The organism is uncultured Gimesia sp. (assembly GCF_963976445.1).
Taxonomy (GTDB): Bacteria; Planctomycetota; Planctomycetia; order Planctomycetales; family Planctomycetaceae; genus Gimesia.
Genome location: NZ_CAXBKP010000014.1, coordinates 114,187 through 129,933, shown reverse-complemented (window position 1 = coordinate 129,933; position 15,747 = coordinate 114,187). Strand labels below are relative to the sequence as shown.

Annotated in this window: 13 protein-coding genes; 1 reads left to right on the top strand and 12 read right to left on the bottom strand. The window is 48.6% G+C overall.

Annotation, left to right across the window (positions count from 1 at the left end; genetic code table 11):
* Positions 1 to 34: 34 nt before the first annotated feature.
* Positions 35 to 1,360: a Gfo/Idh/MocA family oxidoreductase gene (locus AAC022_RS16370; RefSeq protein WP_339732691.1), complete on the bottom strand. Its 1,326-nt coding sequence runs from the start codon at positions 1,358 to 1,360 to the stop codon at positions 35 to 37.
* Positions 1,361 to 1,685: 325 nt separating this feature from the next.
* Between AAC022_RS16370 and AAC022_RS16365 the strand changes: the two genes are divergently transcribed.
* Positions 1,686 to 3,290, top strand: a complete 1,605-nt coding sequence (locus AAC022_RS16365) for a D-aminoacylase (protein WP_339732688.1) — start codon at positions 1,686 to 1,688, stop codon at positions 3,288 to 3,290.
* Here AAC022_RS16365 and AAC022_RS16360 read toward each other — a convergent pair.
* From AAC022_RS16360 to AAC022_RS16310, 11 genes are all read right to left on the bottom strand, one after another.
* On the bottom strand, positions 3,278 to 3,649 hold the full coding sequence (locus AAC022_RS16360; RefSeq protein WP_339732687.1) for a response regulator: 372 nt from the start codon (positions 3,647 to 3,649) through the stop codon (positions 3,278 to 3,280). The two genes, AAC022_RS16365 and AAC022_RS16360, sit on opposite strands and share 13 nt — an antisense overlap.
* 78 nt (positions 3,650 to 3,727) lie before the next feature.
* Entirely contained in the window at positions 3,728 to 4,831 is a 1,104-nt protein-coding gene (locus AAC022_RS16355) for an HD domain-containing protein (RefSeq protein ID WP_339732685.1), read from the bottom strand.
* Positions 4,832 to 4,969: 138 nt separating this feature from the next.
* Positions 4,970 to 7,180 (bottom strand): prenyltransferase/squalene oxidase repeat-containing protein, encoded by a 2,211-nt coding sequence (locus AAC022_RS16350; protein WP_339732684.1) that lies wholly within the window; start codon positions 7,178 to 7,180, stop codon positions 4,970 to 4,972.
* Between the two features lie 263 nt (positions 7,181 to 7,443).
* Positions 7,444 to 8,196: a HesA/MoeB/ThiF family protein gene (locus tag AAC022_RS16345; protein ID WP_339732683.1), complete on the bottom strand. Its 753-nt coding sequence runs from the start codon at positions 8,194 to 8,196 to the stop codon at positions 7,444 to 7,446.
* 51 nt (positions 8,197 to 8,247) lie between these two features.
* Positions 8,248 to 8,526, bottom strand: coding sequence for a MoaD/ThiS family protein (locus AAC022_RS16340; protein WP_339732681.1), 279 nt, complete (start codon positions 8,524 to 8,526; stop codon positions 8,248 to 8,250).
* A gap of 27 nt (positions 8,527 to 8,553) precedes the next feature.
* A complete protein-coding gene (locus AAC022_RS16335) occupies positions 8,554 to 9,261 on the bottom strand; it encodes an ATP-binding cassette domain-containing protein (RefSeq protein WP_339732679.1) in 708 nt (235 codons plus the stop codon).
* Positions 9,262 to 9,321: 60 nt separating this feature from the next.
* Complete coding sequence (locus AAC022_RS16330; protein ID WP_339732677.1) at positions 9,322 to 10,266, bottom strand: ABC transporter permease; 945 nt, start codon at positions 10,264 to 10,266, stop codon at positions 9,322 to 9,324.
* Positions 10,263 to 11,915 (bottom strand): molybdate ABC transporter substrate-binding protein, encoded by a 1,653-nt coding sequence (gene modA, locus AAC022_RS16325; RefSeq protein ID WP_339732674.1) that lies wholly within the window; start codon positions 11,913 to 11,915, stop codon positions 10,263 to 10,265. Before modA ends, AAC022_RS16330 begins: the two co-directional genes overlap by 4 nt.
* 32 nt (positions 11,916 to 11,947) lie before the next feature.
* Positions 11,948 to 12,637, bottom strand: a complete 690-nt coding sequence (locus AAC022_RS16320; RefSeq protein ID WP_339732673.1) for an ABC transporter ATP-binding protein — start codon at positions 12,635 to 12,637, stop codon at positions 11,948 to 11,950.
* Between the two features lie 11 nt (positions 12,638 to 12,648).
* Entirely contained in the window at positions 12,649 to 13,929 is a 1,281-nt protein-coding gene (locus AAC022_RS16315; RefSeq protein ID WP_339732672.1) for an FtsX-like permease family protein, read from the bottom strand.
* 60 nt (positions 13,930 to 13,989) lie between these two features.
* The gene (locus tag AAC022_RS16310) at positions 13,990 to 15,267 is read right to left on the bottom strand and encodes a hypothetical protein (protein ID WP_339732671.1); all 1,278 of its coding nucleotides are present in this window, start codon (positions 15,265 to 15,267) and stop codon (positions 13,990 to 13,992) included.
* Positions 15,268 to 15,747: the final 480 nt, after the last annotated feature.

The following is a 15,747-nucleotide window of genomic DNA, read 5'->3' as shown; positions in this document are numbered from 1 at the left end:
TTCGAAACGTCATTTTTTAAACAGAGATCTCGGCTTAGAGAGACCAGCCATCACGGTAATCACGGCTCAGAAACTTGTTTGCTTCAGGAGCGTTCGTGAATTCCATTTTCTTGGCATCCCAATCCAGCTTCTTGCCGGCACGAATGGCAACATTACCGAGTAATGTTGTTTCCGTCAGACGGCTGGCGTAATTGAAGTTGGACATCGCAGGATCGCCACCTTTGCAGGCCACGACAAATTCTTCAAAGTGGCCGGGTGAGCGCGGTAGGCTTTGCTCAGGCTTTTTGAAGTCTTTGAACTTGTCCCGAGGCAGTAGAACGTATTCTGCACCGTAATCATCGGGGGTGTAAAGATTTCCTTCATCACCAACCAGAACAACGCCGCTGGACTTCATCTTTTCGCCCATCAGAATTTCTTCTGGGGGCTTATTACCACCATCGTACCAGGTCAATTTCAGTGGGCAAATCTTGCCACCTTCACCACGTTCGCCGAATTGATACGTAATCTTGGTCGATTTGGGATACGTTTCATTCTCGATCATCCCTTCCTGTTCTGCGACGATCGACTTTGGATCATAGAGATCAAGGGCCATCACATGCATATTCATTGTGTGGCAGGCCATATCGCCAAGGGCACCAGTTCCAAAATCAAGCCAGCCACGCCATTCAAAGGGATGATACAGCGTACTGAATTCGCGATAGGGAGCAGGCCCCAGGAACAAGTCCCAGTGAATGTGCTTCGGTGCGGGTTCACCTTCAGGCGGACGCTCTACACCTTTACCCCAGACAGGGCGGTTGGTCCAGACATGTGCTTCGCGAACATTACCCAGAACACCAGAACGGATCACTTCGACTGCATCACGGAAACCGTTCTTGGCAGTTCCCTGATTTCCCATCTGTGTCGCCACGCCGTGCTCGTTGGCAGTTTCACGCATCACGCGTGCTTCTTTAACTGACCAGGTCAACGGTTTCTGTGTAAAACAGTGCTTTCCTTTTTTCATCGCCATCACACTGGCTGGGGCATGTGAGTGGTCAGGCGTACTTACAGTGACCGCATCAATGTCCCCGTCCATTTCCGTGAGCATTTCACGATAATCATTAAACTTTTTGGCTTTGGGATAACGGGCAGCCGCTTTCGCCAGACGCTTATCGTCGATATCACAAATCGCGACCAGATTACCGTGCTTGGCGGCATCTGCCGAATCGCTGGAACCTTTTCCCCCCACACCAATCGATGCGAAGTTCAATTTTTCCATCGGAGATTTCTCTGCTGCCAGCAGACTCTGACCACCCACCCAGAAGGCTGCGCCTAATGCCGATGATTGCTTAATGAACTCGCGGCGAGTTGAACGTTGACTCATGAAGTGCTCCTGTTTGAATGTTCTAAAGTAAACTTCTTACGTCATGTTACTTTAGTCGGTTAAAACGTTTCTTAACTTTTACGAAACTTGCATCAGGAAAGTTCTATTTATTGTAGTTACTGCCTGAACGAAAGAAAACAGAATTAGGCCGGAAATGGGAATGATCACCAAATCGAGACGGGAGCCATTTCCCCTGATCAGGTCTTAATTATTTTAAAATATTTTCTAAAGAGACTTTTCTATCAGCCCAGATAATGTCAAAGTAAACTAGAAAGCCAGCGTTCTCCCACCACTGTCACTCCTCAAGCTGAAATTGACGTGATTCATGAACACCTATGATCCCTCCCCCCAAAGCCCTGATTTTGATGTTCTGATTCAAGGCGGCACCGTGATCGACGGCACTGGTTCTCCCCGATATCGCGCGGACGTCGGCATTAAAGGGGATCAAGTCACAGCCTTGGGAGACCTGCAGAATGCGACAGGAGCTCACACGATTGATGCTCAAGACAAAATTGTCTGCCCTGGTTTTGTGGATGTACACAATCACTCTGACAGTTGGCTTTTGAACACTCCCAACTTTCTCTCGAAAACATCCCAGGGATTCACCACCGAAGTCATCATGGCTGATGGGATCTCCTACGCGCCCGTCGATCGCTGCACCGCGCAGGACTGGATCCAATACCTGCTGTCACTGGACGGACTTCTTCCCGAAGAATATACGGGCTGGGAATCTCTGGAAGACTATATGAAGCTCATTGACGGTAAAAATGTACAAAATGTGATGACCCACATTCCGTATGCCAATCTGCGTGCGATGAACTGCGGCTTCAGCCGCCAGCGCGTCGATGATTTTCAGATGAAACAGATCTGCAGCGAAGTCCACAAGGGGATGGAAGCAGGGGCAGTGGGAATTTCCACCGGACTAGATTACGTCGCGCAATGTTTTTCCACAACGGATGAACTCGTGGAAGCCTGCCAGGCGATGGCAGAATACGATGGCCTGTATGTTTCTCATATCCGCTATAAAAAAACCTTAATGCCTGCGATCAAGGAACTAGTAGAAATCGGCAAACGGGCAGGGGTCAAAGTGCATATTTCACACATGAAAGGCCAGCACCCGGGTCAGGCGGAGGAAGCACTCGAATATATCGATCAGGTCGCCCGCCACGAAGTTGATATCTCGTTCGACGTCTATCCCTACCAGCCCGGCTCGACCATGTTGCACTTCCTGCTGCCTTACGAAGTTTTTGAAGAAGGCCCCCGCAAAGCAGTCGAAAAATTAAAACAGCCGGCAATGCAGCAGCGTTTCAAATATGGCCTGGAAAACTATCTGCTGGATATCTCGGCAATTCAGATTGCCTGGGTTCTCACAGAGAAAAATAAGCATCATCAGGGTAAATCGCTGAGCCAATATGTCGCAGAGACCGGGCTCCCCAAAGAAGAAGCGCTGATCAACCTGCTGATAGAAGAACAGATGGCCGTGCTGCTGGTGTTCAATATGGGAGATGACCGTCTGGTCGACCCCGTTCTGCAGCATGATCTGTATATGATGGGCACCGACGGCATCTATATGGACGGGGGCATGATTCATCCCCGACAGTTCGGCTCGGCGCCACGCCTGCTCGGCCCCTGTGTCAGAGACCATAAGCTCTTCTCGCTCGAAGATGCCGTATATAAGCTGTCTGGCGCGGCTGCCAAACGTTTTGGACTTGGCAAACGGAGCCTATTGAAGGAAGGATACTTTGCCGATATTGTTGTGTTTGATCCTTTGACGGTTCAAGACAACGCGACCTACGACAACCCACAGCAGTTTTCGAGCGGAATCGAATACGTCCTAACGAACGGCGTGCCGATCGTTCACAACAATCAGCCACTTGAAATCAACTCGGAAAAACTACCCGGTCGCTACATCCGCTATCAACCCAGATAAGGTTGTAAACGCGCAACGGTCTCCGGATTCCGGTATTCTTTTTTCCCGATCCCGTATTCCGCACCAGCCTGAACCGCTTCTTCCTGATACTCTGGAAAATTGGAAACCAGCATCAACCGGCACGGTTTCACATCAGAGGATTTCTTGATCTTCTGAATCAGTTCAATTCCGTCACTATAGTCGGCATCCAGCTTCCGATTGATCATCACCAGGTCATAAGACTGCTGTTTCAGTTTTTCCATGGTATCAACTTCAACGTCGGACTCTTCAATTACAACATCGAAATGACTCGTCAAAAAACGAGCAATCCCATTTGCATCTGGCATACATTGTCCAACACTCAGTACACGCTTCGCCATTTAAGTAGATCCTTTTAGAGATAATAGTATTGATATATAAGCTTCGAATCGTGCTTTATCTGATTCACAGAATCGGGCTCATTCACAAAGTCGGGCCAGCTCACGAACCGCTTCCAGAGCATCATCAAGGTCAGGCACTTCGACCCCCGGTTCCCGACCAGCCTGATCACATTCTTCCAGCAGCAACAGATCTTCAAAATTCTCATTTGCCATGATCCGCCGTCTGGCACGTGCCCCAATGGTTCCATCTTTGATGGCATGGGCTTCCATATGATGTTGAATCAACCAGAATGTTCTCTCTGTAATCAAACCTTCCAGTGCCTGCAAGCCTGCTTCGACATGATTCTTGGGATCGATGGCTTTTCCGACATCATGTAACAGAGCCGCCAGTTGAAATTCTTCATCGTAAGGCAGTTCATCATAGGCCAGGTCATACACCTGGAGACTGTGATATAAAGCATCTCCTTCAGGGTGATACTTTCGTGATTGCTTGACCCCCGCCAGTGGCAGCAGCAACATCCGATAAAGTTGAAATCGATCCATACTTTGCTCTACTTCTGCCAGCCGCTCATCCAGATCGATACCCGGATATTCCTTTTGCAGAAGCTGTTCGAATTCCGGCAGCGTCGCCCGTTCAATTTGTTTTCCGGTGATCGAACATTTAAAGCCATAACTCGATTTTACCGTGGAATAGAGGGTTAATTCGACAGGATACTCATCCTGCACATGAATGTGTGTAAAGATTCGCTCTTCACCATTTTTTTTGACAGTTTTATGTTCGACCCGATAGGGAATTCCATCATCATCCAGTCGTGCTGTCACTGCTTCACAGCTATGCGAGAAGACGTGAATGTCAATATCCGACCCCTTGCGAATATGTCCGGTCAGCGTACTGCCAATCAATTTGGGGTGAAAGGGGGCAAACAACCGTAAAAAACGCAATGCCTGCAGACGCATCGAAAGCAGATTCTCGGTACGCGTGTCCCCTTCGAATGTGCAGGCGAAGCGTTGGATTTCATCCCGAATTTCGCGATTACTGGGCAAGTCAGACGGCTTCACCCACCCCTGACAGACCTTGCGGGCTGCCTTCATTTTGGCGCGATAATATTCGGTCTCTTGCCGGGAGTACATCAGTCGTGCCGCTTCGAAAATAATCTGGCGGCGCAGTTTACTGGCGTTCATTCAAATAGCGGTGAACTTTCTCACCGTCGAATCGAAGATAGGATTGAGAGACGTTTCAGGGACACCCCTGAAAGTCAGACTCATTGGAATTCTAGCGGAATCAAACGAAAAATCAATTCTGAGCTGTTCGAAACCCGATCACTTGGCCTCAGCCAACTGTTTCTGTTTCCATTCGTTATACAGAATACTGCTGCGAAAACGACTGAATCCCAGACCCGCTCCCACATTAAATGGCTTGGCCCCCAGGTCATACTGCCGCGCAGCGACCTTGGAGTCTTCTGACAATGCCCAATCTTCAGGTTTATACCGATGGTTAAAGGAATTATTGGTACGACGCTGCACAAACGAAATGGTTTCCTGCAAAGAGTTGTCATCCGAATTGCCCCAGAAGCGATTCCAACTTTTGACATCGGTCACGCTGGAATCAGCTCTGCCACTCAGCCCGAGCCATTTATCGACGTCATAAACATTTCCGTCACCAGTAAAGGAACGATTTTCTTTTGACGACTTCAACGACAACATGGACAGTCCCAGGTTATCGACTTTATAAGCGGTGAAGTCACTCTTGACGTGGATGTCTTTGACAAAGCGTTCGAAATCAAACACATCCTCACCTTGAATTGTACAATGTGAAAGGTTCAGGTTAATGCTGCCACCTGCTGTGGTTCCGGAACTTTTTAATACCGAGAATATTTTTCGCGAAAACAAGATGGAATCATCGACCAGCAATGTCTGTTTGCCGGTTCCTTCGATTTCAATCGCAGCCCGTCCCCCCACTAAAAAGCAGTTCGTAATGGAAGAATCAGTCGGCTTTAAAAACTGAATGGCGGCCATGCCTTTTTCGTTCTGTTCTGAAATGGAACAGTTCAGCATTTTCAGGTCACCACCATTTACGACGATCGCCGCCCAGGGAATATCTTTCCCGACTTCTGGGGGATCGAACTCAAACGCGATTCCTTCCAATGCCAGCATTCCCTTTGAGACCCGTATAATGTGTCGTACATTGGGATCTCGTTCAGGGCGTGCCCGCAATCCCAGTTTATTGCGTCCTCGGGCATACACAAAAACGGGCGAATAACCAAAGCCCGCTTCGATACTTAAATTTTTATCAATTTCAATATGCGGAATTTGGAAAGGCCCATCGCCATTGACACGAATCAAATCACCAGCTTTCGCTGCAGCCACTGCATCTTCCAGTTTCTCAAACAATGGTTTCTTTGCTTGAGTAGAAATCTGAAATTTCTTTTCTGGCTCCCCGTTCAGCATCCGCGAAATATCACTTCCCAGATTGGCTTTCCGCAAAAAGAGAATCGCAAACGAAGTCTCAGCCAGTTTTCCTCTCGAATTTTCCCAGCTTCCATCTTCTTTTTGAGTCTTGATCAGAGCACTGGCACCTTTCGAAAACCAGTCGGTGTCTCCCAGTCTTTCCAGCCCCAGCAAAACCCCCACGCGTTCCGTAGACCAGAGAAAATAACGTGCTGAGGAAGTACTGATTCCCGCCGCATATTTCCCCGCCATTTCAAGCCCTTTGGCAAAAATCGGATCAGACACTAAAGTATCACCCTCTTTTTGCTCTGTCGCTCTGGATTCACCGTCCTTCTCTTGTTCTTCCTGCAACGACCGGATTTTGGCCGCACGGGCAACCGTCAGACAAAACAGCCCCGCCAATGTCATGGAATTCTTTGACGGTTCTTTCATCTCTTCCGTGGGTAGCTTATAAGACCAGCCACCATCTTCATTTTGGGTCTCAACAAATCGTCGGGCCACACCAATCATCGAATTTTCGATATCAATATTCGATCGGGAGGCAGTCCATAAGCCGAGCACAGCAAACTGCGTACAACTGTTATCTCCCGGCGAAGTCCCTAACTTGGGACGGGCTCTCGGATTATTCAAGGAACTGGCAGAGGCCAGCGGGCAACTATAAGTCCAACCACCGGTCGTAGTCTGCCCGGCAATCAGGCGTGCGGCAAACCTGCGAATCTGAACTTTATCTTCCCGGTCTCCCACCCGTGATAGCAATAAGATCGCCAATGCCAGATCGTAAGTGGACTTCAACTTCTCTGACTCTTTCAGGACGAACTCACGGCCTTTCTGAATCAGAGGATCATTCACCGGAATGCCGTTTTCAAGCAACGCCATTGTACACAGCGCCGTAATTCCCACTGGATGCCCTTCGTATTCCCAACTCCCATCTTCCTGCTGTTGGGATTTCAGAAATTCGATCCCCTTTAATCGGGACTCTGTCACTTCCTGATCCGTCTGGGCTTGTACAACAGCGGTAAACATGACCGTTGATAACACAGTAACGAGTGAGAATATTATACTTTTGAAAAGGTGATGGCGCATCACTGTCTACTCCAAGTGAAAAATGGCTAGATCTGATACAGATCTTAATATCTTTATTTCATCTTAACTTATTCTACTTACGTGGTTTAGTAAAGAGAGCTTAAAATACAAAAAAACACCAATTTAGAGAAACTGCACGACAAATCCGGATTGCTGTACATGCTAGCCCTAATCGAAGGAGCGCCGAATCACTCTTTCACTGCCTGACGGGTCCTGAACCTTCATGAGATCTTCCTTCTTGATCATATCAAACCCATCAGCTGCTATTTTCCACAGACGAGGCAATCTGTCCGGCGTTGAATTGTATTCCGGTGAAATGTCATATCTCGCAAATCAAACATCATTAACTGATTGGTCAACGGCTCTCCTAATCCGGAAAGCACCTTGATCGCCTCCATCGCTGCCATGCAGCCGACTGTTCCCGAAACAGCGCCAAAGACAGGAAACTCCCGCTTCCAGGCAGGCGGATCGTGGGGAAACAGACACGACAAGCAGCCGGTTTGACCGGGAATGAACGTCGTGATCTGCGCTTCCAGATCATACATGGCACACTCAACTAATGGCTTCTTCTGTAACACCGATTGCCGATTCATCGCATAGCGTTCGGGGAAGAGCGGGGCACAATCGACAATTAAGTCGACCTGGTTCACAATCTGTTCTGCATTTTCTTCGCTCATATTTTCTGGAATAGCAACGATTTCCAGGCGAGGATTCAGCTCTTTCAAACGGCGTTCCGCAGATTCCACACGCGGTTTGCCTAACCAGTCATGCGTCATCAATAACTGGCGGTTTAAATCACTCGGTTTGACATTTCCTGCATGGGCAATCACTAGCTTACCAATGCCGGCCGCTGCCAGCTCATATGCAACCACGCTGCCCAGGCCCCCGCAACGTGAGACCAACACAGACGCATTTTTTAATTTTTCCTGACCGGCTTCACCAAACTCCGGTACCCAGATCTGCCATTCATAAACTGCTCGTTCTTCATCTGTCAGGGGAGCGAAACCAGACATCATGACTCCTGTCTCTCAGTAAATAAGCATTGCCGATATATTAAAAACAGAAAATCATCCGCCGGAGATGGGCGAGAGAATCGTCACAACGTGATGCGGTTCTAAAGTCAAAGGCTCATCCCATAGAACCTGCTGATTGGAGACAAACAGCAGGATCGAAGGGTGTAACTCGTCTGAATTCGGGAACAGGATTGATTTCAGAGACGTCTCATGCTTCTCTGCCACCTTCTTGACGAGTTCCTGCAGAGTGCTTCCTTCGTTCACCTCAAATTCTTCTTTGCCTACACCGGCGGCTTTTTTAACCTGTGCCGTATACTCCACTACAATCTTCATCTGATTCCGCTTTCATTTTCGCCGGTTTTATGGGGTCAATTTTGTTTTCTGACTCACCTGACTCGGCTGTCCCGATATTTTTTCCGTGCTGCCCGTTGAGCGCTGGTGAACGGCGCCCCCCTCGATACATAACTTGATATCGCCTAATCGATCGGACTCTGAAAGATTATGCGTGATATGCAAAGTTGTAACGCGGGTCAAACGCTGCACATCGCTCAGCAGCACACACATTTCTTCGCGTGTTTGTTCGTCCAGAGCACTTAATGGCTCATCCAAACACAAAAAGGCAGGCTTCGCTGCCAGAGCCCGCCCCAGCGCAATGCGTTGCGTTTCTCCACCGCTCAAACCAAAGGGAGTTCGATTGAGTAGTCCCGTGATCCCCAGCAGACTGGCCAGCTCTTCCACACGATCATTGATTTTCTGTTTGCTCCATTTTCGCAGCTCTAAAGCAAACGATAAATTGTCTCTAACGGTCATCGTATGAAACAGCACACCTTCCTGGGGAACGTAACCAATCTCACGCTCAGACGGTTTGGCATGAGTCATCAGTTTCCCATTCAGATGGATTGTTCCGGAGAGGACTTTCTTCAAGCCACAAATGGTTTCCAGAATCGTCGTTTTCCCGCTGCCGGTCTTGCCCATTAATACCGCGTAATGCCCCTGAGGCACTTCAAAGCTGATATCCTTCAGGCTGAACTCGCCCACTTTTACGCAAAGATTATTTACTGAAATCATATCTTATCAAATCAGGCAGCAGAGTTCCCTGGCATCCAGAGACACTTTTAAAACATCAATTTAAATTGCCGCACCGCGCGTCAGTCCGAACAGCCGGGCAATCACCAATACGATCAATGCAGAAACAACCATAATTAACGAAGCGGCAACGGCACCTTCTATGTTACCAACTGTCAGCTCCAAAAACACGGTAGTTGGCAGAACCTCTGTCTTCATGCGGGTGGCACCCGAAAATATCAGAATCGGCCCGAATTCGCCTAACGAACGTGCCCAGGCCAGTGTCCCCGCCGCTAATAACCCGCGATAGGCCTGGGGAAACACCACACGCCAGAAGGCCTGCCCGCGATTACACCCCAGCGTCAACGCCACCTGCTCATACCGCGGGCCAATCTGATCGAAGGTCACCCGCATCGTCCGAACCGCAAACGCACACGCCACCATAAACTGGGCCAGAATCACACTCGGAATTTCATAAGTCACGCCGATCGGTCTTCCAAAAATCAGACCGGTGGTTTTGCGAATCATGTCATCCAGCGAATCTCCTTCGGCGACAAAGATTTCTTTGCCAAACAAGGCCCCTGAAATGGACTTCATTATATTGTTCACCCATTCAATCTGAGGCACTTCTACCTGAAACAGGATTAATAGGCACAAACCGATCACCAGCGGAGGTAACACAATCGGAATATCCAGGACCGCATCCACCAGCGTTTTGCCCCAGAAATTATGTCGGGACATTAAATATCCGATCGGCACCGAGACCCACAGTGACAACACTGTGGTAATCGCACAGGAGACAAGGCTCAGCCAGATCGCGTAGCGGATTTCCGGTTTTTCAAACGCACCCCAGATATGATCGGGGGTCGTATAAGTCGTCTCTGCCGACAACATCGCCACGATCATCAGCACGTAAATGGCGCTGATGGCAATAAAAATCGTATAAAAGGGGAGATCAGAACGAGATTTGAGCCCGCTGGAAAGTTCGTCAGTCTTCTGCTCAGTCATATCGACTCCGGAGTGATACGCCAGCGAAATCCTCGGGATTCAAAAATCACACGCGAAGAATCTGATGTTAACTGATCGACCAGACGTTGCATCAGGTTGGGATATTTCGTTGACTTCAAGATCGCAATCGGTTGCTCTGCCAGAGGACGTCCCTCTTTAATTTCCACGACATCCAATTTATCTTTTACTTTAGAAATATTAGCCCGATAGACAATCGCCGCATCCAGAGAACCAGTTCGCAATTGATTCACCAGCAGATCAGCGGTCGGAGTGTTGGTTTTAACATTCGGCTGAATTGCGTCGTACAGACTTTTATCGTTCTGGACCAGCGGCCCCAGTAATCTTTTGGTCAAGGCGCCCAGCGCACTTTGTTCTTGATGGGCAATCCCAATCTTGATGTCTTCACCAGCCAGATCGTAAACGGATTTGATGTTTTTAGGATTGCCTTTCTCGACAATGATAATCATATCCGTTTCGGCAACGGTTAAAGGGAGAGTAAATTTAGGCTGAACCTGAACCATGTAAGAGGTATCACAGGCAAAGTAAGCATCTGGACTTTGTCCGCTATTGATTTGCCCCACCAGAATGCCACAACCGTTATACACTACGTTAATCGAAACGCCTTCACGCTTTTCAAATCCCTTCAGCGTATCCTGGATCGCCAGTCGGTTCACACCACCACTAAAGAGCAGAATTTGGGGATGTGGCTCCCACGTGTCGCCGTTGACCGACTGATACCCCATTTTGGCAAACAGTTTCTGCCCTTTCTCCGGAGCCTGCAGGTAACGGGCAAACATTAATGCTTCCTGAGGATGCTCCGAAGAATTCAAAATCCCAACGGTCACATTTTTAATCGCCTGAGAGAACTCAGGCACCTCGATCATTTCCGCTTTGTCTCTATGCTGATTGACGGTCGCATCCCAGACAATGCCGGCGTCCACCGCCCCCAGCAGCACATCATTGGCGACTTCTGAAACCGTCGGTTTAAAGACCCGAGCTGATTTCGCCAGAGCATCCCACTTCTTAGCTTTTTCCAGCTCTTTTTTAGTCAGTTTCCCGATCGAGGCGGCATCGGGGTTCGCCAGGGAAACGGTCACATCTTCTTTTAACAGATCATCAATTGATTGAATCTGTTTCGGATTCCCTTTTTTGACCATGATCACCGGATGCATTTGCGCCACCGGAACCGCTTCTTTGACCAGGTTCTTCTCACGGGCGATTTCGATATAGCTGGTATCTGCAGCCAGATACAAATCTCCTTTTTTCGCCACTTGCAAATTACTGAGCAAGGTTCCAGAGCCCCCATACTGCAATTGAACGGGCACGCCAAACTCTTCTGCCGCAAATTGCGCTGCTGCTTCTGCAACCGGTGGCTTAATGCCCGCAGCACAGTACATTAACAGGGACTCGGTATTCTGACTCTCTGAGTCGCCTCGTTCATTCTTCGCAGCCGGTTGGCCGTCAGAATCCTGAGCCGTTTTTACTGGTGCTTCTGATGCATCTTTCGGGGGCGCGTAGATCAGAACCCCTAGCATAATGACGAAGAAAGCCAGAGAGCCTCCAACAAACGCCATTCCACTACTAATTTTGCCTCTTCGGGATAAAAGCTGAGTTACCTGCTTCCAGTGGTCACTGTGGTGGTGTCTCATTATATCATCCAGTTAGTTCAATTGATTCATTCTTAAGAATTAATTAACGCTTCAGTTTCACTCTGTGGCTGTAAACGGCCATTCTTGATGCCCAATACCTTCTGCGCCGACTGAACCGCCTGATCATCATGAGTGACCATCAGCACGCAGCCTCCGTTCTTGGCAAATGAATTGAGTGCATTCAACACAATTTCAGAATTTTCGGAATCCAGGTTCCCGGTCGGTTCATCCGCCAGTAGAACTTTGGGTTGATGAAACAGCGCTCTGGCCAGAGCCACTCGCTGCTTTTCTCCTGTACTCAATTCTGCAGGCGTATGGTGCAAACGATGCTCTAAACCAAATTGCGAGATCAGTTCATTCGCTCGTTCTTTGGCGTCCGTTAAGCTTGTCGCCAGCGCCGGCGTCAATACGTTATCCAGCACACTTAAATAGGGCACAAGGTGAAACTGTTGAAAAACAAAACCTAGATGGGTCGACCGAAACCGGGCTCTCTGGTCATTAGAAAGTGCATAAGGATCAGTGCCTTCAATGAGCACTTTCCCTGAATCGGGGCTTAATAAACCGCCGACCATTAACAACAGGGTAGACTTCCCGCAGCCACTCGGCCCTTTGATCGCGAGAAACTCCCCCGCGTCCACAGTCAGACTGATCCCATCCACGGCTTGAACCCGTCTGGAGCCGGACTTGAATGACTTTGATAGTTCCACTAATTCCAATAACATATTTATTCCGATTATCCTTCCTGAAGAATCGTGGCAGGATCCTGTCTTGCCGCCAGCAAGGCGGGGATCCAACTGGATAGACTTGCCAGTACCGGTGCAAATACCAGACTTAACAGTAACCATCGCCCAGAAAACAGGGCGACTTCCGGATTGACGGAAGCCGGCAGATTCCCCCAGATGATCCCGATCCCGTAGCCCAGAAAATATCCAATCAACGCGCCGATCACGCCGATCACAATCGCCTTGATGATAAAGATCCCAAAGACCTGTGAAGACCGTAATCCTATTGCTCGTAATACACCAATTTCAGTCGCACGACGCCGGACGTTTTCCAACGACAGAAACCCGATCCAGGCACCACAGCCGAGCACAACCAGCGGAACCAGTACCGCTGCAAAATCGGCATGACGTTCAATCATCTGCAGTCGACTGTTTTTTTCCTGTTCCAGCGAAGCGACAGCTGACTCATGTGCCTGATTGCGTGCCTCTGCCCGTGCCAGAGCAGGGGGGCCGCGTTCGATAATCTGAGTCCCGGGAAGTATTTTTCCAATTTCATCTCGAATCTGAGCCACGCGGTCTTCAGCAGCACAATTACATTCCAGAGCCAGAATCGCATTCACCAGGTTTTGCATTCCCAGTAATTTCTGCGCTTCTTCCAGGTTGATCCAAATTGTGCTGTCATCGGCTGTGCCACGTTCCGGATACGCTTGAGTGACTTTGAAGTTTTTCCCCAGTAGCTGAACTTCATCCCCCTTACTCAATCCCAGTTTCTGCTGTATCTGATACCCCAGTACCATGCTCCCTTTGGGAACCTGCTGCTGCAGCGGCTTCTTAAGAGCGCGATGTAAAATCGGCACTTCACCACGCGTGCCCGTTAAAATGACATCACATTTTTTTTCTGGCCAGGTAATTTTTTTCGCCACCATCGGCAGCAGGTGATTGACGGTCACGATTTTCGAGTCTGCCAGAGTTTTAACGTTTTCTTCCGGCATTGTTCCGGACACAATCCCGGTCAGATGAAACTCGTTCAAATCCTGATTTCCTGGCAGGATCAGAATATTAAACCCGAGTCCCTTTGTTATTTTCCGCATGGCGTCTACCAGATCATCGCCCGCCTGCTTCACTTCATCCGCTTTCTGTTCCAGAATGAAAGTCGTCTGAATTTCATCTGCCTGCAACAGTGTTAAAGCTGCGATCAAGCAAGCGACCGCAATCACAACAGAAGACAGCCCCAGCAAAAAATTAATCTTGCGATGCTGCATTTCCTGTATAATTAACCGAAATAATGACATGGCCCATACTTTTCTAAAACCAAAACAGAAATTAAACTCTGACTGTATCTACTGTCTCATTTATTTGCGAACCATCAACATATAGCTGGCCCCCAGAAGCAGAATGATCACAAATGAAGCCATGATGCTCAGATTCCGAAAGAGGGTACTGCCCTGAGCACTCTTCTGTGATTCCGCCCCGCTTCCACCGGGCTGTTCTGTCGCACCTGATGTCGATGCTGTCGTGGCACCATTGGTTTTCGTCACAGTAATTTCCTGCGACTGGTTCGCCTTCGTTCCGTCAACCGTTTCTGTCTGCTCTGAATCCGCTTTCTTCTCGGCCAAACCATTTTTCAGAACAGCAGGCATCTTGAGCGTTTCTGATGTCTCCTTTGAATCTTTGGAAAAACCGATCAGACCTGTTAGCGGCGGTAATTCTTTTTTATCCTCTGTTGAAGGTGTCACCAGGTTTTCCCAGTTCACAGCCATCAATAAATCGGTCCCTGGATTCTGGTCTTTCACCTGACAGGTACAGGGACCGGTGAGATCACGACATGCCTGCTCGATTGTTCCCGGATTGATCCCTTTGCCAATCAATGCATATAAGACCCGCCCTCGACCGAATACGGGTAACGCCATGGGCTCATTATCAAAGTCTTTGAGATCATTTTCCGTAGCCAGTAACATCTGCGTGAAGTAGGTTTCTGTTGAATCCTCACGCGAACATTTTACGACGCTGAACTTCAGCTTCAAACTATCCGGGGAAACACTGACCAATCCCTGTTCGATATCCGCCTGATCGATCTCAGGCAACTTCAGCGTTTTTTCCATTCGCTTGAGTTCTTTGGTCAGAAGTTCAAAGGCGGCTTTATCTTTTTCTGGATTCCCGCTTTCCAGGAAGACCCAGACCGCAGTTTGCCCATTAATCAGCTGCTTGGCGATATTCTGCCGCAGGGGAGAATCAATCAAACGTACCAGATTCTCTGCATTTAGTTCCCCCGACCAGAAGCCCTCCGTCACCGGAGCGGGCAGGGGAGTCCGCACGACCATTAATGGCAGCGTTTCTGATTTTTGTTTTTTCCAGAGATCAAGATCTTCCGGAGTGGGTTTCGCATCGAGATTTACCAACTTCAATTCGACGTTCGCCGATTTTTGGCCAATCGCGCCCTCTTTGTCGAATTGAGCCACCAGCTTTTGCTGCTCTGCATTGAGTTCTCCCCGGTAAAACACAACAGCGTTATATTTGTCGGCAGGCCACCGTTCCAATGCATAACGGAAGACGGGGACCGAGCACGCCCAGATTACTGTTGAGGTTAACAGTGCACCTAGGACAGCCAGAGAAGTGATAAACCGTCTCATGAATTCACCTTTCGAGGAGGGTAGCTTCGGGCGGGTCGATGTTTCAATTCGATCACAAGAGATTTACGAAACAGCAAATCACGCAAATCGAATCGACACCATACTATGATGACAAATTGTTTGGTAATTGTGAAGAAAAGATGTTTTTAATAGGAAAGTTTTCTTGGAACTGCAATTTACGGTAAGCAGACAACGAAAACCCATCGCACCGCATCAACTCTGTATACTACATTTCACAGCTCTATTTTGGGGATGGGCTAGCCTGTTTCCAATTCAACATAATACCCTAGAATCAAGAAGCAATATTCTAAGCGCACTCAAAACATCGAGTCGGGTTCACTCTTCAATTTCCGTTCGTAGAAAAAGCCCTGAATACACGACAAAACCCGAATTCGGAGGCGACCGAATTCGGGTATGTTTATTCTGTCACTCCGCAGTTAAAACCAGCAAAATGAGATTTTGTCGATCTGCCTCGTTTAA

Excerpts from the sequence above, each read along its gene's own strand:
- AAC022_RS16350 (WP_339732684.1), bottom strand. The coding sequence starts at position 7,180 with ATGCGCCATCACCTTTTCAAAAGTATAATATTCTCACTCGTTACTGTG.
- AAC022_RS16310 (WP_339732671.1), bottom strand. The coding sequence starts at position 15,267 with ATGAGACGGTTTATCACTTCTCTGGCTGTCCTAGGTGCACTGTTAACC.
- AAC022_RS16315 (WP_339732672.1), bottom strand. The coding sequence starts at position 13,929 with ATGTCATTATTTCGGTTAATTATACAGGAAATGCAGCATCGCAAGATT.
- AAC022_RS16370 (WP_339732691.1), bottom strand. The coding sequence starts at position 1,360 with ATGAGTCAACGTTCAACTCGCCGCGAGTTCATTAAGCAATCATCGGCA.
- AAC022_RS16365 (WP_339732688.1), top strand. The coding sequence starts at position 1,686 with ATGAACACCTATGATCCCTCCCCCCAAAGCCCTGATTTTGATGTTCTG.
- AAC022_RS16340 (WP_339732681.1), bottom strand. The coding sequence starts at position 8,526 with ATGAAGATTGTAGTGGAGTATACGGCACAGGTTAAAAAAGCCGCCGGT.
- AAC022_RS16335 (WP_339732679.1), bottom strand. The coding sequence starts at position 9,261 with ATGATTTCAGTAAATAATCTTTGCGTAAAAGTGGGCGAGTTCAGCCTG.
- modA (WP_339732674.1), bottom strand. The coding sequence starts at position 11,915 with ATGAGACACCACCACAGTGACCACTGGAAGCAGGTAACTCAGCTTTTA.
- AAC022_RS16355 (WP_339732685.1), bottom strand. The coding sequence starts at position 4,831 with ATGAACGCCAGTAAACTGCGCCGCCAGATTATTTTCGAAGCGGCACGA.
- AAC022_RS16330 (WP_339732677.1), bottom strand. The coding sequence starts at position 10,266 with ATGACTGAGCAGAAGACTGACGAACTTTCCAGCGGGCTCAAATCTCGT.
- AAC022_RS16345 (WP_339732683.1), bottom strand. The coding sequence starts at position 8,196 with ATGATGTCTGGTTTCGCTCCCCTGACAGATGAAGAACGAGCAGTTTAT.
- AAC022_RS16320 (WP_339732673.1), bottom strand. The coding sequence starts at position 12,637 with ATGTTATTGGAATTAGTGGAACTATCAAAGTCATTCAAGTCCGGCTCC.
- AAC022_RS16360 (WP_339732687.1), bottom strand. The coding sequence starts at position 3,649 with ATGGCGAAGCGTGTACTGAGTGTTGGACAATGTATGCCAGATGCAAAT.